Origin of the sequence: Anatilimnocola aquadivae, assembly GCF_049819085.1 — a bacterium.
GTDB lineage: Bacteria > Planctomycetota > Planctomycetia > Pirellulales > Pirellulaceae > Anatilimnocola.
This window is the reverse complement of sequence record NZ_CP187419.1, coordinates 6379451-6402398: the sequence shown is the minus strand read 5'-3', so window position 1 is coordinate 6402398 and position 22948 is coordinate 6379451. Positions and strand designations below refer to the sequence as shown.

General features: G+C 56.5%; 19 protein-coding genes and 5 tRNA genes. 20 read left to right on the top strand and 4 right to left on the bottom strand.

What is annotated here, in order from left to right:
* Positions 1–168: 168 nt before the first annotated feature.
* A complete protein-coding gene (locus tag NA78x_RS25125; RefSeq protein WP_425615131.1) occupies positions 169–2196 on the top strand; it encodes a type VI secretion system Vgr family protein in 2028 nt (675 codons plus the stop codon).
* Positions 2197–2545: 349 nt separating this feature from the next.
* On the opposite strand, the gene NA78x_RS25120 is transcribed toward NA78x_RS25125, so the two are convergent.
* Entirely contained in the window at positions 2546–3517 is a 972-nt protein-coding gene (locus NA78x_RS25120; RefSeq protein WP_425615130.1) for an L-threonylcarbamoyladenylate synthase, read from the bottom strand.
* 293 nt (positions 3518–3810) lie between these two features.
* Here NA78x_RS25120 and NA78x_RS25115 point away from each other — a divergent pair, with 293 nt between their 5' ends.
* A complete protein-coding gene (locus tag NA78x_RS25115; protein ID WP_425615129.1) occupies positions 3811–5859 on the top strand; it encodes a carboxy terminal-processing peptidase in 2049 nt (682 codons plus the stop codon).
* A gap of 162 nt (positions 5860–6021) precedes the next feature.
* Here the strand turns inward: NA78x_RS25115 and NA78x_RS25110 are convergent, their stop codons facing one another.
* Entirely contained in the window at positions 6022–7503 is a 1482-nt protein-coding gene (locus NA78x_RS25110; protein ID WP_425615128.1) for a hypothetical protein, read from the bottom strand.
* 672 nt (positions 7504–8175) lie between these two features.
* Here NA78x_RS25110 and NA78x_RS25105 point away from each other — a divergent pair.
* From NA78x_RS25105 to NA78x_RS25090, 4 genes are all read left to right on the top strand, one after another.
* A complete protein-coding gene (locus tag NA78x_RS25105; protein WP_425615127.1) occupies positions 8176–9843 on the top strand; it encodes a sigma-70 family RNA polymerase sigma factor in 1668 nt (555 codons plus the stop codon).
* 299 nt (positions 9844–10142) lie between these two features.
* Positions 10143–10415 carry a GlsB/YeaQ/YmgE family stress response membrane protein gene (locus tag NA78x_RS25100; RefSeq protein WP_425615126.1) on the top strand — a complete coding sequence of 91 codons (273 nt, stop codon included), beginning with the start codon at positions 10143–10145 and terminating at the stop codon, positions 10413–10415.
* 43 nt (positions 10416–10458) lie between these two features.
* On the top strand, positions 10459–10986 hold the full coding sequence (locus NA78x_RS25095) for a hypothetical protein (protein WP_425615125.1): 528 nt from the start codon (positions 10459–10461) through the stop codon (positions 10984–10986).
* A 3-nt stretch (positions 10987–10989) separates the two neighbouring features.
* Positions 10990–11877 (top strand): hypothetical protein, encoded by an 888-nt coding sequence (locus tag NA78x_RS25090; protein WP_425615124.1) that lies wholly within the window; start codon positions 10990–10992, stop codon positions 11875–11877.
* Positions 11878–11901: 24 nt separating this feature from the next.
* Here the strand turns inward: NA78x_RS25090 and NA78x_RS25085 are convergent, their stop codons facing one another.
* Both NA78x_RS25085 and NA78x_RS25080 read right to left on the bottom strand, forming a co-directional pair.
* Complete coding sequence (locus NA78x_RS25085) at positions 11902–13314, bottom strand: tetratricopeptide repeat protein (protein ID WP_425615123.1); 1413 nt, start codon at positions 13312–13314, stop codon at positions 11902–11904.
* 28 nt (positions 13315–13342) lie between these two features.
* Positions 13343–14284, bottom strand: a complete 942-nt coding sequence (locus NA78x_RS25080) for a YybH family protein (protein ID WP_425615122.1) — start codon at positions 14282–14284, stop codon at positions 13343–13345.
* A 187-nt stretch (positions 14285–14471) separates the two neighbouring features.
* Between NA78x_RS25080 and NA78x_RS25075 the strand changes: the two genes are divergently transcribed.
* From NA78x_RS25075 to rplL, 14 genes are all read left to right on the top strand, one after another.
* Positions 14472–15101, top strand: coding sequence for a hypothetical protein (locus tag NA78x_RS25075; RefSeq protein ID WP_425615121.1), 630 nt, complete (start codon positions 14472–14474; stop codon positions 15099–15101).
* Positions 15102–15131: 30 nt separating this feature from the next.
* Positions 15132–16364 carry an NAD(P)/FAD-dependent oxidoreductase gene (locus NA78x_RS25070; protein WP_425615120.1) on the top strand — a complete coding sequence of 411 codons (1233 nt, stop codon included), beginning with the start codon at positions 15132–15134 and terminating at the stop codon, positions 16362–16364.
* Positions 16365–16610: 246 nt separating this feature from the next.
* Positions 16611–16683 (top strand) — tRNA-Thr (locus NA78x_RS25065).
* Between the two features lie 95 nt (positions 16684–16778).
* Positions 16779–16861, top strand: a tRNA-Tyr gene (locus tag NA78x_RS25060).
* A gap of 126 nt (positions 16862–16987) precedes the next feature.
* A tRNA-Gly gene (locus tag NA78x_RS25055) sits at positions 16988–17058 on the top strand.
* 26 nt (positions 17059–17084) lie between these two features.
* Positions 17085–17157, top strand: a tRNA-Thr gene (locus NA78x_RS25050).
* A gap of 84 nt (positions 17158–17241) precedes the next feature.
* Positions 17242–18438 carry an elongation factor Tu gene (gene tuf / locus NA78x_RS25045; protein ID WP_425615119.1) on the top strand — a complete coding sequence of 399 codons (1197 nt, stop codon included), beginning with the start codon at positions 17242–17244 and terminating at the stop codon, positions 18436–18438.
* A gap of 143 nt (positions 18439–18581) precedes the next feature.
* Positions 18582–18654, top strand: a tRNA-Trp gene (locus NA78x_RS25040).
* Between the two features lie 130 nt (positions 18655–18784).
* Entirely contained in the window at positions 18785–19231 is a 447-nt protein-coding gene (secE, locus tag NA78x_RS25035; RefSeq protein WP_425615118.1) for a preprotein translocase subunit SecE, read from the top strand.
* Between the two features lie 53 nt (positions 19232–19284).
* Positions 19285–20130, top strand: coding sequence for a transcription termination/antitermination protein NusG (gene nusG, locus NA78x_RS25030; protein WP_425615117.1), 846 nt, complete (start codon positions 19285–19287; stop codon positions 20128–20130).
* A gap of 85 nt (positions 20131–20215) precedes the next feature.
* The gene (gene rplK / locus NA78x_RS25025; protein WP_425615116.1) at positions 20216–20647 is read left to right on the top strand and encodes a 50S ribosomal protein L11; all 432 of its coding nucleotides are present in this window, start codon (positions 20216–20218) and stop codon (positions 20645–20647) included.
* A gap of 100 nt (positions 20648–20747) precedes the next feature.
* Positions 20748–21431 (top strand): 50S ribosomal protein L1, encoded by a 684-nt coding sequence (gene rplA, locus NA78x_RS25020; RefSeq protein ID WP_425615115.1) that lies wholly within the window; start codon positions 20748–20750, stop codon positions 21429–21431.
* A gap of 59 nt (positions 21432–21490) precedes the next feature.
* The gene (rplJ, locus tag NA78x_RS25015; protein WP_425615114.1) at positions 21491–22048 is read left to right on the top strand and encodes a 50S ribosomal protein L10; all 558 of its coding nucleotides are present in this window, start codon (positions 21491–21493) and stop codon (positions 22046–22048) included.
* A gap of 148 nt (positions 22049–22196) precedes the next feature.
* Positions 22197–22583 carry a 50S ribosomal protein L7/L12 gene (gene rplL / locus NA78x_RS25010; RefSeq protein WP_425615113.1) on the top strand — a complete coding sequence of 129 codons (387 nt, stop codon included), beginning with the start codon at positions 22197–22199 and terminating at the stop codon, positions 22581–22583.
* The last annotated feature ends 365 nt before the right edge of the window (positions 22584–22948 follow it).

The window sequence follows — 22948 nt, the reverse complement described above, 5'->3', positions numbered from 1 at the left end:
CCCCGACAAATCCCGGCGATTTCTGGTCATTTTCTCCAGAAATCGCACAACCGGAGGCGTGCGGCCCGCGAGAACAGTAGTGAGGAAGTGCGCCTGCAAAGGCACCGCTCAAGAAAAAACATCCAACGGGAGCCTGGCCCTCCCCGTACATAACAAGGTGAACGACCCATGTCCAAATTGACCCAAGAGAAGCGCTGCCTCGGCATCACGACCCCGCTGGGCGAAGACAAGGTCGTCATCGAGTCGTTCTCGATGACCGAGAAAATGTCGGACTTGTTCACCTTGCAGGCGGATCTCTTTTCCGAAGATCGCGACGTGAAGCCCGACGCGCTGATCGGCAAACCGATCACCGTGCGCGTCACTTCGCACGATGGCGACGTCGAGCGATTCTTTCACGGCGTGGTGCGGCGATTCTCACAAGGGCCCGAAGACGAGCGACTTCGTTCGTATCAGTTGGAAGCCGTGCCGTGGCTCTGGATGCTGACACAAACCTCCGACTGCCGCATGTTTCAAGACAAGTCGGTGCCGGAGATCATCAAGAAGATCTTCAGCGATCTTGGTTTTTCGGATTTCAAAGATGAACTGACGGGCAGTTACACCAAGTGGGATTACTGCGTGCAGTATCGCGAGACCGACTTCAACTTCATCTCGCGACTGATGGAACACGAAGGCATTTTCTATTACTTCAAGCACGAGAAGGATAAGCACACCCTGGTGCTCGCCGACTCGCCCGATGCGCACAAGCCTTGCCCGGTCGCTGCCGAAGCGCAGTACATTCCGGAAATTGGCGAAGGGAAGAAGACCGAAGGCGTACTCGACTGGCAACTGTCACAAGAATTAAAGCCCGGCAAGTTCGTTTCGCGCGACTTCAACTTTCAAATGCCCGACAAAACGCTCGACGCCACGGCCACGACGCAAGTGAAGGTCGGCGGCAACGACAAGCTGGAGATGTTCGAATTTCCCAGCTACAGCGCTCAGCAGTTCAACAAGCCCGATCAGCGCATGGGCGATGTCGAGCAGTTGGGCAAGAGCCTCGCAAAAATTCGCATGGAAGAGGAAGAAGCGACGAATCAGCTGGCCACGGGCACTTCCACGATGCGTGGCTTTTCGCCCGGCTTTCAGTTCACGCTCAAGGACAAAGAAAGTCGCCGCAGCAAGAACAACCCGTACGTGCTGACCGCCGTGCAGCACTCCGCCGTGCAAAGCCCTTCGTACTTTTCTGAAGAATCAGTCGACAATCCGTACCAGAACACGTTTGTCTGCATGCCCAAGAAAGTGAAGTTCCGCCCGGCTCGCACCAAGTTCAAACCGGTCGTGCATGGCATGCACACGGCGGTCGTTGTCGGGCCCAAGGGCGAAGAGATCTACACCGACAAGTACGGCCGCATCAAGGTGCAGTTTCCTTGGGACCGTGAAGGGAAGAAGGACGAAAACAGCTCCTGCTGGCTGCGCGTGTCGCAACCCGCTTCGGGCAAACAGTGGGGCGCTTTCAGCTGGCCGCGCATTGGCCACGAAGTGCTCGTGGCCTTTATGGAAGGTGATCCCGATCAGCCTTTGGTCGTGGGGAGTGTGTACAACCACGACAACATGCCTCCCTATACGATGCCCGACAATCAGACTCGCTCCGGCTACAAGAGCCGCAGTTCGAAAGACGGCAGCGACAAGAACTTCAACGAACTGCGGTTCGAAGACAAAAAGGATTCGGAAGAAATCTACTTCCACGCCGAGAAGGATTTTAATCGCGTCGTCGAAAACAACGACACCCTCAAGGTCGGCTTCGATAAGAAGGACGATGGCGATCAGACCATCGAGATCTTCAACACGCAAACCGTGAAGATCGGCACACCGCAGGCCAAGGAGGGCAGTCAGAAGCTTGAGATCTACAAAGACCGCGATGCCAAGCTGAAAACGGGCAACGAGATGCTCAAGATCGAAATGGGCAATCGCGAAACGAAGCTCTCCCTGGGCAACGACACCACCAAGCTCGATCTCGGCAAGAGCGAGACCGAGGCGATGCAATCGATCGAGTTCAAGGTCGGCCAAAGCAGCATCAAGATCGACCAGATGGGCGTCACGATCAAAGGGATGATGATCAAGATCGAGGGGCAAATGATGACCGACGTCAAAGGCCTGATGACCACCGTGCAAGGCTCCGGCATGGCCACCATCAAGGGCGGCATCTTGATGATTAACTAGCGCACTCCCTTAGGCCGGCCTACTTTTCTGTTTGACAAAGAATCACGCGTCGAGCAGATTTCAGCGAAGGACGCTGTGCGGTTTGGTCCGTCCCGGCGGGACGAGCTACCGCGCGGCCCGAAGTCAGCGAATGAGTTACCTTAGCAATCGTGCATCCGCAAAAGGGGGGTGTTGATAAATCGGGGCCATTGTTGGACAAGTTGGCTGATTCTGGAGACGGATAGTTTGGCGCAAGTCGTTAGTAGATAGGCGGTTGTTTGCCAGGTGCGCAAAAGGGGGGTGTCCAACTATGGCGGGCATTTCTCAACAAGTAGGAACTTTCGGAAGCACGTTTGGCCGCGATGGCCAGCTAACTGCGCGGGGCTGAGGCCTTTTGCAGGCGGTCCCAGATGGCGGCGTCTTGCTGCTGAGCGTCCCGCTCGTGGACGACAACCAGCTTTTGGTAGCCGGCGTCGTCGGCTGCCCGCAGGGCGATGTAGAGCCGCTGAGCGCGGGCGATGGGATCGGCGGGGAGCTTAAACCAGTGAGCACGGTTCAGGTTGGCGGGGCGAACGTACATCTCGTCGCAGATCACCGCGATGCGTTCCTTGGCGGCTTCGGCGGCGCGGACGGTTGCTGGCAGTGACAGCGGCTCGATGATGACGAGTTCGGCGCGGGGAGCATAATGACTTTGCAGCCGGCCAGAAGCACGAGTCTCGTTTTCGTTCGCATCGCCGAGCGGGGCGTTGATGACGGCCGAGATTTGCTCGGCGGTGATGCGGCCGGGTCGGAGGATCACGGGCTGTGGACCGGTCAGGTCGACGATCGTCGACTCAAGACCGACTTCGGAAGCGCCGCCATCGAGAATCAACGAAACCGCATCGCCCAGTTCCTGTCGCACGTGGGCGGCCAAGGTGGGGCTGAGGCGTCCAAAGCGATTGGCCGACGGCGCGGCAACTCCACCGCCAAACTGCTTCAACAACTCGTGGGCGATGGGATGGCTGGGGACACGCAGCCCGACAGTGTTTTGGCCGCCCGTCACCGCATCCAAGGCTTTGGGGCTGCGTTTGAGGATCATCGTCAGCGGACCTGGCCAAAAAGCTTCAGCCAGTTGCCAGGCAGTCGCTGGGATCTCGATCGCCCAGTCGTCGATCTGCTGGGCTTGCGCGAGGTGGACAATCAGTGGATGGTCGGCAGGTCGTCCCTTGGCGGCGAAGATTTGGCGGACAGCCGCCTCGTCTTCGGCATTGGCTCCCAGGCCATAAACGGTTTCGGTAGGGAAAGCGATCAATTGACCGGCGCGCAGTGCGGCGGCCGCTGCATCGATTTGAGTACGGAGCAAGTCTGAGATCGTCGAATGGGCGAGGGCTGGCGAGGATTCTTCCACGAGCGTTCTTGTCAATTCCAAGTAATGGTGGTTGTTGGGTAAGGCACGATTCGTGTTGTCCCGACCAGTCGCGCGCGATAGAATTCGCGCAACCGATCCTTTTTTATCTGGTTTACCTGACCCGCTTTATCTCACATTTTTCGTTGTTCGATATTTGTGAGCCAATAACGGTCTTGAGGGGCGAGGAATTCCGAATGCGACCGCTTTCCGCAAATGCGACGTCTGTAGCGTCACGATGGATTTACAGGTTGGTACTAACAGGTGCCGCCAGCGTGTGCGTGGTGGTGCTGGGCATGCGCTCGTTGACGGTCGTTGGTGCCGACAACATTACGGATTTCCCCCGGCCGACAGACCGTAACATTACCAGAGCGGTGACGAGCCTCGTAGGGCGGCAACACCTGTCGAAGCATGCCCTGGACGACGAAATCTCGCAACGCGGCATGGATCAGTTCCTGAAATCGCTCGACGGGATGAAGCTCTACTTCTATCAATCCGACATCGATGAATTCAATAAACGCCGCAACGAATTGGACGATATGCTCCGTTCGAACGACGTTTCGTTTGCCGCCAGCGTCTACAACACGCTGCTGAAACGGATCGACGAACGGCTGGTAATGATCGACGAACTTCTGAAGGAAGATTTCGACTATACCGTCGACGAAGTGCTGGTTACCGACCCGCTCAAGCTGACCTATGCCAAGACCCCGGCTGAAGCAAAAGACCGCTGGCGCAAGCGGCTGAAGTACGACCTGTTGGTACTCAAGGGAGACAAGTCGCTGAAGGGCGAAGACCCCAAGGTTCGCCTCAAGCGGCGTTACAACAGCTTTTCCAAGCGAATGCACCAAACGGACGCCGACGAGTTGCTGGAGATGTACCTGACTAGCATCACCACGTCGTACGATCCGCACACAACCTTCATGTCGAAGAGCTCGCTCGAGAACTTCCGCATTGTGATGGGCCTGAACCTCGATGGTATCGGCGCTCAGCTGCAAATGATCGACGGCTACACGGTGCTGAACAAGCTGATTCCCGGTGGTGCGGCAGAAAAGTCGGGCCAGCTGAAGGTGGAAGACCGGATCATCAGCGTCGGCCAAGGTGAATCTGGCGAGATGGTCGACGTCGTCGACATGAAGCTCAACGACGTGGTCGACAAGATTCGCGGCAAAGCCGGTTCGATCGTTCGGCTGGGTGTAATCCCAGCTGCTGGCGGAGAATCGAAGATCGTGAAGATCACGCGCGCCAAGATCGAGCTGAAAGACAGCGAAGCTCGCGGCGTGATCTTTGAAGAAGGCAAAAAGCAAGATGGTTCGCCATTCAAGGTGGGCGTGATCGATCTGCCAAGCTTCTACATGGACATGGAAGCCGCTCGCGAAAACGCCAGCGACTTCAAGAGCTCGACCCGCGACGTGAAGCGTCTGATCGACGACTTCAAGGCCAAGGGCGTGGACGTGATCATGCTCGACCTGCGCCGCAACGGTGGTGGCAGCTTGACGGAAGCGATCAACCTGACCGGCCTGTTCATTGATGCCGGCCCGGTAGTGCAAGTGAAGGATCCGAACGGCCGCGTGCAACAGTACGACGACCTTGATAGCGGCATGTACTGGAAGGGCCCGCTGGTGGTTCTGACCAGCAAATTCAGCGCTTCGGCCAGCGAGATTCTCGCCGGTGCGATTCAGGACTATCACCGCGGTCTGATCATTGGCGACAGCACCACGCACGGTAAGGGGACGGTGCAAAGCTTGCTCGACCTGGGCGAAACCATGTTCCCTGTTGGCAACCCGCCAAACATGGGAGCGTTGAAGCTGACGATGCAGCAGTTCTATCGCCCCAATGGCGAAAGCACGCAGCGTCGCGGTGTGCTGGCCGACGTGGTTCTGCCTTCGATCACCGATCATATGGACGTCAGCGAATCGGATCTCGATCACGCTTTGGCCTTCGACAAGATTCCGACCTCGAAGTTCGGCACGTTCGACCAGGTCACCCCGGCCCAGGTCAATCGGCTGAAGGAAGCTTCGGCTGCTCGCCGCGAGAAATCGGAAGAGTTCAAGAAGCTGCTGCGTGACATCGACAAGTACGTCGACCAGAAGACCAAGAAGGAAGTTCCTTTGAACGAGAAGAAGTTCCTGGCTCGCCGGGCCGAACTCGACTCAGAAAAAGAAGAAGAAAAAACCTTCGAGAATCAATCGAAGGGAAGCGACCAGGTCGTGGACAAGGACTTCTACTTCGACGAATGCATCGGCGTTACGCTCGACTATCTGCGTTCGCTCGGCAAGGACAAGGTTGCTGCCACGCGGTAGTAATACTTGTGGAATGCAATGAACTAGAGCCCCGGTCAGCTTGGCCGGGGCTTTTTTCGTAGCTGGAGAAGTCCGGGGTCGGGAGTCTTTGGCGAAGCAGGTCTTTCCTAGTAGCCCAGACGTTCTTCGCCAAAGACTCCCGACCCCAGCTAGGTTGCGATTCTAGCGGGCTTCTTTAGTCGCGGGCTTTTTCGCCGTCTCATCTTTCGCCTTACCAGCGGCGGGAGTGGGCTCGCTTGATTCGTCGCGAACCGGTTCGAAGAAGCGGCAGCCAGCGATGATCTCTTGATCGATGTGGGCGTACTTCTCGACGAGCTTTTGGTCGATGGTGAAGACCACCGAAGCTCGACGTCCAGCCGCATCGGTCAGGTGATAGTAGGTCCACTGAATGGGCAGTTCCGAAGCGAAGCCAGCCACCATCAGGCGTTGCACTTTGATGCCTGCCTCGTTGACCGATTCGCTGGCCTCGATGATCTGGGCCTTCTGCTTTTCGAGGGCCGTTTTGACGTCTCCCTGGAAAGTATCGAGGGACAGTTTCTCGTCCTTGCCAAAGGTTTTCAGCTTGGCGATATTGCACTGAGCAACGAGTTCGCCTCGGTCGACCATCCGCAGAATGGCGCTATCGTACCGCTCGTTCATTACTCGCCAGCGGCGATCGTGAACGAGTTCGAAGCCACCTTTTTCGCTGCGGAACGACAGCAGAGTTTCGCCACCTTTGGCGATGAGCGGCAGCTTGCTGAGCGACTCGTCACTGAGTTCTGGTGCGGCGTCGGCGAAGGCGGTAAGCATGCGAATCCGCGAGGTGACATCGTACCCAGGCTGAGCATGGCCAATGGCGCGGTTCTCGTTGATCGAGATCGCCAGCCAGGTGAGTAGCTGTTGCTTGGGATCGAGGTTCAGCTTGGCACGCAGTGCAACTTCCGAAGCCACCCCGCCAACGGCTCCCGAGGCTTTGCCTTCGAGCGAGAGGATGGCGATGCCCTCACGCAGTTCGTCGAACTTGCCCACGACGTCCTGCTTGTGAACGGCGTCTAGACTCAGGAGGCGAATGACGGCTGCGTCGGTGAGGTTCCAGGTTTCGCCGACCTTCATCTCCTTGCCCGGAAGCAACAGTTCTGGCAGCACGCCGGCACTTTGCGTATCGAGCAGTTCGAGCTCTTCTCGGCTCAGGGGTCCGAGGGGCGAGAAGTAAGTTCCAGCGTCACCCTCGGTTTGCAGAACGATCAGCCGGCGGTCGTCGCGCACTGCCTGCTTGAACTCGGTGTTCTTCAGATTGAACTTGGTTTCGGCGGTCGAATACTGGCGAACCAGACGCACGGCAGCCGAGTCCTGCAGGGCGGGAAGTCGGCGCTGCAGGAAGTTGAGTTCGGCGGTCACCGACATCGGGAGGAACTTCACCTCGCGACTGTCCGGGTTCATCTTCATTTGGCCCGAGGCTTCAACGGCGAGTTTTATCTGCGTCGGACGGGTCTCGTCGGAGTTGACCGCCAGAAGAGTCTTCTCGTCAGCCGCGTAGACGGGCAGTCCGCAAGAGGCGAGTGCCAAAGCGACTGCCGATTGCCGCAAAAACGACCGCCGAGCAAGGTAAGTTTGCAAGGTAGGCCCAGCAGCAACGAAGGACTGGGGTTGGCGAAGTTGCGTCATGTGGAGTCCCTGGTTGAGACGAAAGTCTCAGAATGAGATCGCCCTGAGCCTCCCGATTTACCCATGTGCCCATGCAATCGTTGTAATCGGCCTCAGCGCATCGAGATCATCGGTTAGTCGGGCCCATGGGGTGCAACAAAACCAAACTGTCGGGACGAACCAATTTGCTAGCCGGCTCGCGATTGTTTCAACGGGAATCGATATGATCGCGGATCAGTCGGACTTTAGAAAACTCGCGATTTTGTGGCACGATTGAGCGGGTTTCGTCCTAGCAGATTCAAGGTCGGTTGTGCGCTTGCGATCAATCCAAATGCTAAGCGCGAACACGAGTTAGGGAATGTGTGACTAAGGAGAGGGTCGCGGTTTGCCGCGTTACATCGACCAAAGTGTCCACTGCGGCACGTCAAATGCTTCCCTCTAAAGGGTCGCTCGCAAGACTGTCACGTGGACAGTCCAAAATGGAACCGAGAAGCAGGAGAAGAACTTCGACGTTGTGTAAGAACACGACGTCATCGCGGTAAAGAGATTGCACCGAGAGAACAATCGACCCATTGCAAGCGTAGAGAATGCAGGCAGTTAGCGGGTAAGATACTCGCTGGCAACAGGCGACCCAGATCAGGCGGGGGAGGATCCCAGGAACAGCCGGCTGATACGGGTAGAAAGAGGCTTATCATGCATGCCAGTTATGTCAACCCAGTGCTCAAGCAACTTCGCGATCAGCAGGTTCGTTTTGCGCCTCGCGACAAGAAGATCGAACAAGTCAATCGAGCCGAGCGTCTGCTCGCCGAAATGGAGAAGGAACGTACTTACTCGTACGAGTATTTGTGTTATCGCATTACCGATTTTCGCCCCGATTCCACGGCCCCCGTCGTGATGCAGGGGAGCGATGCGATTCACGATCTTCGTTTGTTTGTGGAGGACGTTTCGGACGCGGCTAACATTCCCGTGCAAGATGCGGGTGAGCCCGTTCACACCGTCGAAGAACTCAGCAAGCTCTTTAAGGTTTCGACCAAAACCATCGCTCGGTGGCGCGAGCAAGGGTTGGTGAGCCGACGTTTTGTGTTCGAAGGTCGGCGCAAACGCGTGGGTTTTCTGCGCTCCAGCGTCGAGCGCTTCATGACGCAGAACGAAGAAAAGATCAAACGCGGCGAACGATTCAGCCAACTGACCGACGCCGAGAAGCTTGAGATTGTGGATCGCGCTCGGCGCTTGGCCGCAGCCGGTGGATGTCCCTCCGAAGTGGCCCGCCGCGTTGCCAAGCGCATGAACCGCAGCGTGGAGACAATTCGCTACACTCTGCGCAATTTTGATCAGCAGAATCCGCAGCAAGCGGTTTTTCCGGATCAAACCGGCCTATTGTCGGACGAGCAGAAGCAGCGGATTTATCAACAATCGAAGCGTGGTGATTCGGTCGACGTGCTCGCCAAGCGGTACTGCCGCACGCGGACCACGGTCTATCGAGTGCTGAACGAAGTGCGCGCCAAGCGAATTCTCGAACTGCCACTCGAGTACATGCACCATGAAAGCTTTGACGTTGCTAGTAACGCCAAGGAATTTCTCGGGCCAACACCTGCCCCGGAAGTTCCGACGCGAAAGATGCGCAGCCCGACTGGATTGCCGCCTTACCTGGCTGCACTCTACGAAGTGCCGCTGCTCGCTCGCGAACAAGAAATGCATTTGTTCCGGAAGTTCAACTTCCTCAAATACAAAGCGGCGAAGCTGCGTGGGCAACTTCACCCGACCTCGGCTCGCACCAGCGAGATGAACGAGATCGAAGAGTTGTACGATGAGGCAGTGAAGGTGAAGAACGAGATCGTGCAGGCGAACTTGCGGTTGGTGGTTTCGATCGCCAAGCGTCACGTGAGCGGCACCGAAGACTTCTTTAGCTTGGTTTCGGATGGCAACATGTCGCTGATTCGTGCTGTGGAGAAGTTCGACTTCTCGCGAGGTAACAAGTTCAGCACGTATGCCAGTTGGGCCATCATGAAGAACTTTGCTCGCACCATTCCGGAAGAGTACAAGCGACGTGATAGGTTCCGCACCAGCCAGGACGAGCTCTTCGTCGCGCAGGCTGATCAGCGGCCCGATTCACTCGGCCAGGAAGTGGTTCAGAACACGCTCGAGAAGCAGGTCGAGAAGATTCTCGCCCAACTCGACGAGCGGGAGCGGCAGATTATCATCAGCCGTTTCGGCCTCGATCACAGCCAGGAACCGCTGACCTTGAAAGAAGTCGGCGAAGAAATGGGTGTGACTAAGGAACGTGTTCGTCAGATCGAATCACGAGCCCTCACGAAGGCTCGCCAGGTCGCGCTGACCGAACACATCGAACTGCCAGACTAAACTCTGCCTGTCGACAGTTGAAAAGCAACCTTTGGGGATGAGCGAAAGCTCATCCCTTTTTTGTTGGTTGAGCACAAGTTTGAATTTGTGGTTAGAAGTTCGATTTGCCTGATTCCCTCGCGCAATGAAGTTGATAGACTCACGAATGCTTTTCATGTCGATGGTCGCTCCAATTGCTTTTCACGACCATTTTGCTTGTCCCAAGTTGAAGTCTGTTGAACTTGAAACCATGCCTTCGGTGCATGGGTAGACTGATTCGTCCTGGCTCCGCTATCTGCCTTGTGTGGAAAGGGAAGATCATGATTTACAGCGTCATTAGCTGGATCGTGTTTGGGTTGATTGTCGGTGCAATTGCCCGCCTGCTCGTACCGGGTAAACAGTCGATGAACTGGATCGCCACGATCGTGCTGGGAGTGATCGGCTCGTTTGTAGGAGGGGGCATTTCGTGGCTGATTTTTGGCAGCCCCGATGGTGCTGTGAATCCCGCCGGCTGGATCATGTCGATTATCGGCGCCGTCGTCCTGGTTCTCATTTACGGCCGAGTCATGAGCTCGCAAGCGACCAGCTCATAAGTTCGGGGCTTCTCAAAGTTGTACTTCTCAAGGATCTACTGCCATGCAATTTGCCTCTCGATATCTGCCGGGGCTGGCGCTGGCCGCTCTGCTATTTATGGGCTGCGAGAAAAAGCCCGATCGCTGGGCCGAGGCCCAAAAAGCCTCCACCCAAAACCCTCATGCCGTCAGCAAGGAGGCCGTTGCGGGCAGTGAGTTCAATCGCTTCTTCCCGCAGGTAACTGCCCCGTGGGACATTGTTTTCAAGCAAGAGAAGACAGGCTTTGCCCAAGCCAGCCTGCAGCAAAATGGCAGAGAGGTGGCTGTTCTTTCCGTTTCTGACACAGCCAATAACGCCGAAGCGACAGAGAAGTTCAAGGACACCACGAAGACGCTGGGGGGGATGCCACTCGCCACGATTGGTGAACAAGGAACCGCGGTCCTCGTCAACGATCGGTTTCAAGTGCAGATTCGCTCAATGGATCCAGTCTTTGGTCCGGCAGAGCGAGAAGAATGGCTGACCAAATTCAACTTGCAAGCAATCGGTCGGATTGCAGCGCCAATCGAGACACCCACTACCGAAGGGAAATAAGCCATGAGCAAAGCAATCTACAAAATTGTCGACGACCTGCCTGCCACCAACATGACCGTGCGCATGCTGCAAGCGCTGGACTGGGTCGTGCCCGGCCAGTGGCACAACATCGTCGGGTTTGAGAACACCATCAAGGCCGTCACTCGCGAAACTGACCAGGCTTTTATTCAAAAAGTTGGTGAGCGAGCCATCGCCCTCTACAACGACAAATCGCAAGGCTATCAGCGGGCCTTATGGCTGTACCAAACGGTTGACTATGTTCAGGGTGTCGCTGGCTTTGGCGCACTCCTTTCCAAGATCGGCGAGAGTGTTAGTTTTCTCTCGTTTCTGGACAGGCTCACGCCGAAATCGGATACCACACAAGCTTTCGATTTGGGACTGAAGGTGGTGACCGAGATTGCCTGCTTCTGCCAGATAAATGGCATTCCGGGAGACAGCGTGGGAGACTTCGTCGAATCACTGGCCGACTACAAGGATGAAGCGCTCATGCGAATGGCAGCGATGGTCTGCGTCGATGGCCTGATTCCGCTGGGGCCTGACTTCCTGGACAAAGCGCTGGCGTTGATTGATAAGACCGGCGCGTCGGGGCTAGAGAGCAACAGCCGCTTCAATCAAATCAAGGAGTATATTCCAGGCAAGAATACTGCTGAGCAAATCACCTTCATGCAAAAGGGGCTGTCGTCGGTCAAAGACTGGTCGACGTCGTTTGTCTCGTCTCGTAACCTCGGGGTCGATAAGGTCGTCGGCAGCCTACGTGGGGCATTGCCCGGCGTCGAAAGCCATCTCGACTACTTGGGCGCGTTCCTCGATATGAGCGTGAATTATTACGAGCACACAGGAACGCAGTCGATCGCCCGCAGCCTGATTTCTCGGGCTGCGGCGGAGATCTAACGCAAGAAGTACTGCACCGACCATCTATCCCGGGTCAGCTTGGCTTTCCTCGCTGATCTTTCCTTTCAAGGCGGCTAGCAGCGTCTGCGTAACTCGATCCTCCGGTTGGGCAGCGACGATGCTCTCGAGCAGACGCTCTGCCCGCGATTGGTCTCCCCGAACCAGGTCGTGATAGACCAACAGGAATCGCGCATCCATCGATTTCAAGTTGGCGCGAGCAAACTCTTCGAGGGCCGCTGCCTGCTTCAGATAGGTCTGGGGATCGTCGTACAGTTTGGCGATAGTCCCGGCGTCCCAGCCAGAACTCACGGCTAGCACCGAGTAGAGCGCGGCAGCCGACTCAGAATATCTCCCCCGGGCAAACAGAACCAGCGAGCGAAACTCGTGCAAATTAGGATCGCTGGGGAGTAACTCGATTGCTTCGTCAATCAACTCGCTTGCCCGTCCATACTCACCGCGACGAAACACCTCACGGGCATCATCAAACCGCCGAATAGCCCGCTCCGAACGAACCAGGTCGTCGTTTGTTTCTTGGTACGTTGGGTCCGGTACACGAATTGGCTGCGAGTAATCGTAAAGTACTGTTGTCGCCACAGACGGCTGCACGTAGTAAGGATTGGAGAACGCGAAATTCGTAGCACTCACCGTCATCGCGCCGCTGGAATAACCAAAGTTGTAGAAGGCGGGGCGATAATCGCCGGACCACGTCGTCGGCCGCCAATGATTGTGCAACTGCGGATAGTAGTCGCGTGGCGGGCGATAGTAATTTCCGGAGTAACCCCGGTTGTAATCCCCTCGGCGGTTGAAGGTATTCTGCGTGCCGTAATTCTTGTTGATGACGTTCGTATTTTGATTGATGACCGTATTGTTGACAGTGTTATTGTTGATGTTGGTAATGGGGCGGTTGACGTTGACGATGTTTGTGTTATTCACTGGCCGATTGATGGTCGGCCGGTGAAAATTGACGTCCGGGCGGTTCACCACCACGTCAGGCCGATGGTCGATGGGTCTGCCGAAGTTGGGGCGGTTGCCACCAGGACGGTTATTTTCGGGGCGGTTGTTATTTGGCCGATCAAAGCCAGGGCGATTGCCGCCGGGATGATCAATGTTGGGCCGATCAGGATTTCCGCCCGACGGACGCGAGCCAGTCGGTTGACGATTTCCGCTGCTGGTTGGCGGACGATTGACCGTTGTGGGTAGCATCGAAGCCGGGGGCCGGCGATTGGCATCGCTGCCACCGCTGGGGCGGCCAAAGTTACCGCTTGGTTGCGGACGAGAATTGGGTCTCGCTACCGAACTAAGCGAAGGCGTGCCTTGGTTGGGAGTCGGCCGCGCCCCAGGCTGTTGCGGTTTTCGGGAGCCATCGCGAGGCGGCACGGCCAGCACAACCAAAGGCATTGAGAGCATCAGACAGGCCCAGGAGAGGATCAGTTTCATCGCAGTCTCCTTGTTACATTTGACGCAGTTACTTGGCACGCACGTATTTTTGCGACGCATCGGGCAGCGACTCGCCGCCTACTTCCCGCTCCAGCGATTGCCAACTCAGCGTATCGGCATCGATTGGCACCCAGACCATGATCGCGGAGCCAATTTGTCCGTCTGGCAACACCGACACGATGGCCCCTTTGTAGGCCTTGTCGCGCTTCGTCCAAGTGCCTCCTCCAAAGCCACCACGACTGTCGAAGAACCAGGAACGAAAGCGGCCTTCGGCCGGGTCAAAGGCCAGATAGGTTACGACGCGAAAATCGTCTTCGGCCGACTTCACGTGAAAGGTCTGCACCAGAAAATTCTTGTCGAGTTGCCAATCGCAATCAAGCGTAATCTGATGCTTGTCCGACTTCGCTTCCCACTTGCCGACCAACCAGGCCAATTCTTCCAAGGGCGGAGTCTGTTCCGCGGCCGGGGCTTCTTCGGCTTCGAGCGGAATATCGCGAGCGCTGCGAATCAGCCACTTGCCGTTCACTTTGGTCCAGACCACGGTGTATCGGCCGCTGTCTTTGTCCCCATTGGCATCGGTCAATTCGAGGATGCCGTCATCCATTGCCACATCGGGCGTCAGAAACTTACGTGCGGCAGATTTCAGTTCGAGCTTGCGACCGGGATTGTTGGCAAAGCCCCGCCGGAACAAAGCGGAGATCAAGTCTTTCCCTTCGTGGAAGCGTCCGCGAATATCGACGAAGTCGGCATCCTCGGCCCAGTGACTCATCACGGTGTCGATGGTACCGGCGCTATACGCAGCGACATACTTGTTGATCGCTGCTTGTAGTTCGGCAGCATTTGCGTCCAACTTACTAGGGGCCGCCGGGGGTGGTACCACTGGCGGCGATTGTGCCACCGCGAATGGCAGCGGGTAAAATTGCGACAGCATCCATGCCGCGAGAAACACTCCAATGCCGAAGCGAGACATGAGCAGGCCCTCCGCGAAGAATAATGAGGATGCGTCAGCTTAGCACGGTGTCACCATTGGTCGCCAACTATTCCCCGCACAATTCGCCGACGGCATGAATCAACACGTTCGCACCTATCTTGTTGCCCGCTTGCGCGGCGGCGAGGATAGGGCCAGCACGCAACTCACTTCGCGAGGAAGCCCATTAATGACTTGGTCACATTCAGCCTCTGTTTCGTTGGTTGTCGCTCTTGCCTTGACCACACAGGTTGCCAAGGCTCAACAATTCGTGCTGTTCGACGAGACGTTTACCTTTACGAAGGAAGATGCAGATAACTCCAAACCGAGCAAGTCGCATGTTTACATCAAAGGCGACAAACTGAATCCGAAACGGCCGACAGACTGGACTGCTCCAGTCGACTATCGCAACGGAACGGTTCACATTCGGCTGGAGGTTCTGGAGAAGCCGGCCGGCGGTGAGCCAACGACCTGGTCGCTCTGCTACATCCCTAACAAAGGGCAAAAGAACGGCTACGGCTGCACAGGCACCAAAGTCTATAAAGAAAAGGGAGTTTACGAACAGGATGTTTCCATGACATCGTTCTGGCAAAACGACTCGATCGTCTGGTCGGAGGGGATCAAGCAGATGGATCTTGTCATGAAAGACAACAGCGGCGGCAGCGGTCACGCGCACAAGCGAATGGATCACGAAAAGTTCTTCCCGACCAAAGTGCGAATCACCATGGTGCAAGTCGCCGCTGGCTCGAAGTACGATCCCACCTTGGTGCCAAACCTGGCCGAGAAGCGGGTGCCGCCACTAGAGAGCAAGCCTGAGTAAAGAACGAAGCCAGCGGAGTTCGGTCAACTCATGAGTCCAAAGCAAATTGTGGTACTCGGTGGTGGTTTTGCCGGGCTCTGGAGCGCTGTCGGCGCAGCGAGGAAGCTCGCAGAATTGGGAATTGGCCCCGGCGCAGCAACCGTCACGCTGGTGAACCGAGATGCCTACCACAGCATTCGCGTACGCAACTACGAGGCAGATTTGAGGGGCATTCGAGTCCCCCTGGATGATGTGCTGCAGCCAGCTGGAGTGCAGCGGATTGAAGCAACAGTCGATCGAATTGATGTTGCCCAGCAAGCGGTGCTGGTCGAAGGAACGAGCGGTTCGTGGTGGCTGCCTTACGACCGGTTGGTGTTCGCCCTCGGTAGTCAACTTGTGAGGCCGGCCATTCCTGGTCTGGCTGAGCTCTCGTTCGATGTCGACACCTACAACGGCGCAGCGAAACTTCAGCAGCACCTTCAATCCCTTTCGCAACGGCCTGAATCGCCGGGGCGATACACCGTGATCGTGGTCGGGGCGGGATTGACCGGCATTGAAACCGCCGCGGAACTTCCCGCACGCCTGCGTAAAATCATCGCTGCAACGGGAACCGACTGCCCCTTTCGTGTCATCTTGGCCGACCACAATCCGCAGGTCGGTTCCGATATGGGGAGTTCGGCCCGTCCAGTGATTGAAGCAGCTCTTGCGGCCCTGGGTGTCGAAACATTGTTGGGTGTGCACGTAGGGGCCATTGGGCCGGCTGGCGTCACACTCGGCAATGGTGACGTGATTCCTGCAGCGACTGTTATCTGGTGTGCAGGCATGAGGTCCAGCCCGCTGACGCAGCAGTTCGGCGTGGAGCTAAATCACCTCGGTCAATTACCGGTGGATGAGTTCCTGCGTGTCAAAGATGTCCCGAACGTGTTCGCTGCCGGCGATTCGGCCACAGCCATGCTGGACGGGCAGCATGCCTCTGTGATGTCTTGCCAACATGGTAGGCCCATGGGGCGATTTGCCGGGCACAACGTCGTCTGCGACCTGTTTGCCCAGCCAATGCTACCCCTGCACATCGACTGGTATGTCACAGTGCTCGATCTCGGTTCCTGGGGAGCCGTTTATACCGAAGGCTGGGACCGGCATGTCGTGGCTCAGGGGGCGAAAGCCAAGCAGACAAAACAGGTGATCAATTGCCAGCGAATTTACCCACCCCTCAGCGGCAATCGCGCAGATATCTTGGCCGCAGCTGCTCCGGTGGTGCAGCGGCCGCCTCAATACAGGCACTGAGTACCACGCATTCTGCCAATGCAACCGGGCTTTTTCCACCAATCCCCAAGTTTGACGAGAGGAGCCCCGAGCCGCGCGAACCTGCAATTCCCCCTCTCGGTCTTCAGAGAGGATGGCCGCAGATCCGGTATTGCCGAGGTTTTCGGCGTGCTGGGCGTGGAAACTGCCCTAAGTCATCTTGCGTACTTGGGAAGCGTCACTATATTAACTGGTTTTCGACACCGGAAAATCGCTACCGAGATAGTGGCCAGCGTAGCTCAATTGGCAGAGCAACGGTTTTGTAAACCGTAGGTTGTGGGTTCAAGTCCCTCCGCTGGCTCTGCCGATCTAGTGAGTTTTGCCACTTTTTGCAGTGTTTTTATGGGGTCGGGCCGTAACTGGCCGGTTGGTTTTTGGTTGATTGAGTTCACGTCTGGTGAGTTACCCAAGCGGTCAAAGGGGACAGACTGTAAATCTGTTGGCTTCGGTCTTCGAAGGTTCGAATCCTTCACTCACCACTTGCTCGACGCTGTTGCCCTGCAAGTGGGTCGCTGTGTCGGCGGCGATAAAGCTGGTAGATTGGTGTGCTAGTCGTGGCAGTTCGGGCGGTTGTGCCTCTGGGTGGCGACCGAAATGCGAATCGCGCGGGTGTAGCTCAATGGTAGAGCAACAGCCTTCCAAGCTGATGACGAGGGTTCGATTCCCTTCACCCGCTCTGGCCGGTTGGTTTGGTTGGTGTTAGCTGCTGTAGCTCAGTTGGTAGAGCACTTCCTTGGTAAGGAAGAGGTCTCGGGTTCGAGTCCCGACAGCAGCTCTAGTGATATGGCTAATTAGTCCGTATCCTGATGGAAGCAATGTTTCAGGCATCGATTCACAAGGTAACGTAGGTAAGAAAGCAATGGCCAAGGAAACTTTTCAGCGGACTAAGCCGCACTGCAACGTCGGCACGATCGGCCACATCGACCATGGCAAGACCACGACAACGGCAGCCTTGGTGTCGGTTCAGGCTGCAAAGGGCCTTGCTACAATCAAGTCGTACGCGGATATCGCCAAGGGTGGTACCGTTCGCGATGCCACCAAGACGGTGACCATTGCTGTGTCGCACGTCGAATACGAAACCGAAAAGCGTCACTACGCTCACATCGACTGCCCTGGCCACGCCGACTTTATCAAGAACATGATCACCGGTGCCGCCCAGATGGACGGTGCGATCCTGGTCGTCTCGGCTGCTGACGGTCCGATGCCGCAAACTCGCGAACACGTTCTGCTGGCTCGCCAGGTGGACGTTCCCGCGCTGGTGGTGTTCCTCAACAAGATCGACTTGGTCGACGATCCCGACCTGCTCGAACTGGTCGAAATGGAAATCCGCGAGCTGCTCACCAAGAACGGCTTTCCGGGCGACGACATTCCGATCGTGCGTGGTTCGTCGTTGCCGGCCTATCAGAATCCTGCCGATCCTACTGCTCGCAAGTGTATCGAAGAGCTGCTTGAAGCGGTTGACAGCTACATTCCCCAGCCGAAGCGCGAAGAAGACAAGCCGTTCCTCATGGCGGTTGAAGACGTCTTCTCGATCGAAGGTCGTGGTACTGTCGCGACTGGTCGTATCGAGCGCGGTATGGTGCGAGTTGGCGACGAAGTTCAGATTATCGGCTTGAGCAAAGAGCCGCAAAAAACCATCGTGACCGGCGTCGAAATGTTCAAGAAGGAGCTCGGCGAGGGTCGTGCGGGAGACAATGTCGGCTGCTTGCTCCGTGGTGTTCGCCGCGAAGATATCGAACGTGGTCAAGTGCTCGCGAAGATCAACTCGATCACGCCGCACACCAAGTTCGAAGCCGAAGTTTACTGCCTTTCGAAGGAAGAGGGCGGTCGTCACACGCCGTTCTTCAGCGGCTATCGCCCGCAGTTCTACTTCCGCACCACGGACGTGACCGGCACTGCTGATCTGGTTGGTGCTGACATGTGCATGCCTGGCGACAATGTGAAAGTTGTCGTCACTCTGCACAAGCCTATCGCCATGGATGACGGCATCCGCTTCGCCATTCGCGAAGGTGGCAAGACGGTCGGTTCGGGCGTTGTGACCAAGGTTGTTGAGTAATCAGCGAATAAATGTCGGCTGGCGACCCTCGATTGGGGTGTCGCTCGTGCTGGCAGATTAGTAGATTGTTAGTGGGTGAACCGCTGGTTTCCTTGAGAAGCCGTGGCCCCAATGCCCGGGCCCTGCGGTCCGGGCGTTTGCTTACGGGTGTAGCTCAATTGGCAGAGCACCGGTCTCCAAAACCGGGGGTTGCGGGTTCGATTCCCTCCGCCCGTGCTGGCAGTTTGGTTGAATCATTTTAGCTTGTTCATTTGCGAGGTGGCGAGGATCGCCATTTCCATGCACGGCCGGCGGATGCGTTTTTTGGCGCATAGGCTTGGTCTGCAGCACCGCCGGGCAAGGGACCATGTCAAAAGATAAAGCGGCGACCGGTATGGGTCTGAATTTGTTCCTCAGCGAATTTCTGAGCACTGGGCTGTACAAGCGCAGCCAGGGTCGTCTCGCGCGCCAAATTACCTGCGTTGTGATTTGGGTAGTGGTTGCCTTGGGTGCTTGGCGATTGGCTGAAGTGGGCCTGGCTCAGCAACAGACCGCTGTAAAGTACGGCATTCCCTTCGCATTGCTCGTGATTGGGCTCTGGGCTGGCTATCGACTGGTGAATTACCCCACATTTGCTGACTTTTTGATCGCTGTCGAAGCGGAAATGAACAAGGTCTCTTGGCCCACCTGGCGCGAACTGTCTCGCAGCACGGTGGTGGTGATTGTGCTAATCGTCGGGCTAACCGCCGTTCTGTATGCACTGGATGTGACCTTCCTTGGCATTTTGACCGTGATGGGCGTGGCCAAGGGTTAGGTTCTTTGTCTCGGATTTGCAGTGATTTTTGAGTACCGGTGAAAGCCCAGAACATGCACCCCGATAGTCCCGAAAATTCCGAGCTTGCTGCTGGTCCTGCGACTTCGGGCGATGTCGTGCCACCGGTCGAACCCGTTGCTGCCACTCCGTCGCAGCCACAACCTGACGACGTCACGCCTTCGTCTTCGGAGGCTCTGCATGCCATGAGCCAGACGGGTGATGTGGAGGCCCGACCTTCGTCGGAATCGCCAGCGACTGATGATGTCACGCCGGAACCCGAAGAAGAAGAGGAGGAGCCAGCTTCTTCCACTGCCGGCCCTCTGGAATTTATCGACGAATCGCGGCTAGACGACTCGCTGCAGTTCGACTGGTACATCCTGAAGATTCAAGTGAATCGCGAAGACTCCATCCGCGATGCTTTGCTCCGCCGCATCAAAATGAACGGTGTAGAGCGGTACTTCAAAGATGTCGTAGTGCCAACCGAAGATGTCGCCGAATTCACCAAGACCGGCAAGCGCAAGGTCGTCAAGAAGAAGCTGTATCCTGGCTACCTGCTCATCAACATGGCAGTGAACGACGAGTCGTGGTTCGCGATTCGCGAAACCGCGGGCATCGGCGATTTCACCGGCTCGGGCGGCAAGCCCACCCCGATGCTGCCTCGAGATGTGGATACCATTCTTCGCAAGAGCAAGGTCATCACCGACGAGGCTACGCCCGTTAAGTCGACGATTCCCTTCAAGAAGGATGATCGAGTTCGCGTCAAGGAAGGCAACTTCCAGAACTTTGAAGGCGAAGTCGCCTCGGTGGACCAGGCGAATGGTCGCGTCAAGGTTTTGATTCCGATTTTTGGTCGCTCGACCGAGATCGAATTCCAGCATTGGCAAATCGAACTCGTTTAGCGTTTAGTTGCTCCATTGCGAGGTCGCTAACACACGCGGCCTCGAGTTCAAATCAAGTCTCCATTCGTTTTGTGAAGGCACGGTCATGGCTAAGGTCAAGCAGGTTACAGGTCAGGCAAAGTTCCAAGTGACGGGCGGCCAGGCCACCCCAGCTCCTCCAGTGGGTACTTCGCTCGGTAAGTTCGGCATCAATCTCGGCCAGTTCGTTTCGCAATTCAACGAGCGAACCCGCGAATTCATGGGAATCCCAATTCCCGTCGTTGTGACCGTTTACAACGATCGTTCGTTCGAATTTATCACCAAAAGCCCGCCAGCTTCGGCTCTGCTGAAAATTGCTGCCGGTTGTGCCAAGGGCGCAGGCGTTCCGAACAAGGACAAGGTCGGCAAGGTGACCAAGGCCCAGATCCTGGAAATCGTCAAGAAAAAGGAAGACGTTCTGAATACCTTGGATGCCGAACGTGCTGGCCGAATGATCGAAGGCACGGCACGCAGCATGGGGATTGTTGTCGAAGGTTAGTAAGAACCCCCTTGTCTCCTAGCAGCTATCTCGCTAGGATACTCGATTCTCCGCATCACGGCCTATTCCCGCGAGGAGAGCCTGGGGCTCTCTGTTTTCCATGCCCAAGCAATCGAAGCGATTTCGTGCCCTGTTGAAGGTCGCGCCGCCAACCAAGGATGTCATTTCTTTGGACAAGGCAGTGGAGCGCCTGAGGCAGTTTGGCAATACAAAGTTCGATCAAGCGATCGAGATTCATATGCGTTTGGGTGTTGACCCAAAGCAGGCCGATCAGATCGTGCGTGGTAGCGTTGTGTTGCCGCACGGTATTGGCAAAACCCAGCGAGTCGCGGTGTTTGCCAAGGGCGAGATGGCTGCTGCAGCGACTGCTGCTGGTGCTGACGTTGTTGGTCAAGAAGAGTTGGCGCAGAAGATTAAGGACGGCTGGACCGACTTTGATGTCTGTATTGCCGCTCCTGACATGATGGGTCTGGTTGGTCCGCTTGGTCGTGTGCTCGGTCCTCGTGGCCTGATGCCATCGCCTCGTGCCGGCACCGTGACCGCTGATGTGTCTCGCGTTGTCAAGGAATACAAGGCTGGTAAGGTCGAGTTCCGCAATGACAACGGCGGCATTGTGCATGCCATTGTTGGCAAGGCGAGCTTTGAAGCTCCCAAGTTGAAAGAGAATATTGAGGCCTTCGTCCAGTATGTACTGGGCTTGAAGCCAAATACGGTCAAGGGCACTTATGTGAAGAGCGTCGCACTGTGCGCCACCATGAGTCCTGCGGTTCGTATCGCGGTGTAGTGATTGGTTGCTGGTCGTGGTGGTTGTCTGTTGAGTTTTCTTGAGAATTGAAGTGCGACATGAGCAAGTCACTAAAGCATCTGATCACACAAGACATTAAGAAGCGATTGACTGGCGTGAGCGATGCCTATCTCGTGAACGTTGTCGGTCTTAATTCGTCGAACACTTACAATCTGCGGAAAGAGCTGAAGAAAAAAGGCTTTTCGCTGTTGGTTGTGAAGTCGAGCTTGGCTCGGCGTGCCACGGAAGGGACCTCGTTGGCTCCGGCCTTTGAGGGCGGCGAGGGCAGTCTCGCGGTCATTTTTGGTGGCGATGATTTCATCTCGCTTGCTAAAGAGATGGTTGCGATCCACAAGAAGCCTGAGTTCGACAAGGTCGAGCCTCGTGGCGGAGTGATGGATGGCGAGAAGTTGTCGCCGGAGAAAATGAAGGAAGTGGCCAAGTGGCCGAATCGCGAGGGGCAAATCAGTTTGTTGCTTGGGCAGATTCTGTCGCCCGGAGCCAATCTGCTCTCGCAGATCAATCAGCCTGGCGGGGCGCTGCTCAGTCAGATCAAGAAGATTTCGGAAAAAGAGCAAGCTTCAGAAACAGAGGGTGCCGAACCGGCTGCCAGCTAGTTCGCTCCTTGTAGGTATATCTCGGGTGGCCCGCCGCGTTGGCTGGGCGTGTATTAATTAGTGATTTTTAGCGGTGGTTGCGGTCGGTGGCGTGCTGATTAAAGCAGCGGGCACCAACCGGCCGCGGGTTCAGAAAGGGTTGTGAATCATGGCTGACGTCGACATTTCGTCCTTGGGTGATCAAATTGCCAACCTGACGCTCAAGCAGGCCAAAGAATTGAGCGACTTCATCAAGGAAAAGTACGGCATCGAGCCCGCCGCTGGCGGGGCTGTGATGGTGGCTCCTCCTTCGGATGGTGGCGGTGCTGCTGCTGCTGTCGAGCAGACCGAATTCGACGTCGTGCTCACCGCTGCTGGCGACAAGAAGCTGGAAGTCGTGAAGGCTGTGAAGGCCATCACCGGCGCCTCGCTGATGGATGCCAAGAAGCTGGTCGACGCCCCTCCGGCGAAGATCAAGGAAAAGGCATCGAAGGAAGATGCCGCCAAGGCCAAGGCCGAGCTCGAAGCTGCCGGCGCAACTGTCGAACTGAAGTAGTTCTTCGTTGCCGGTATGCCTGCGAATGCAAATTCCGCAGGCCTTTCCGTGCAATTGCGGGGCCACCCACTGGCCCCGTGGTCGTTTTGCGCGTACGCTATAAATAATGGCGGATGTTGTTTCTTAACTCTTGGTGCCGCAGGTGGTTTGTTGCTCTCGCGGCTCAGGCAGGCAGAATTGACTGGCACCCCGAACCCATCCAGCGGTTTTTCGCTTCTGGAGTGTTGCGGGGTTGTCTCGCGCGCAGTCTGTGTTAGCGGCGGCCCTTCCCGATATTCATCACCATTTGTTACCGCAGCGCTGAATGGCGATTAGCTGTTCGCGTTGTTCCTCTGGTTTCGCTGATAGCTCACGGATGACGGTCG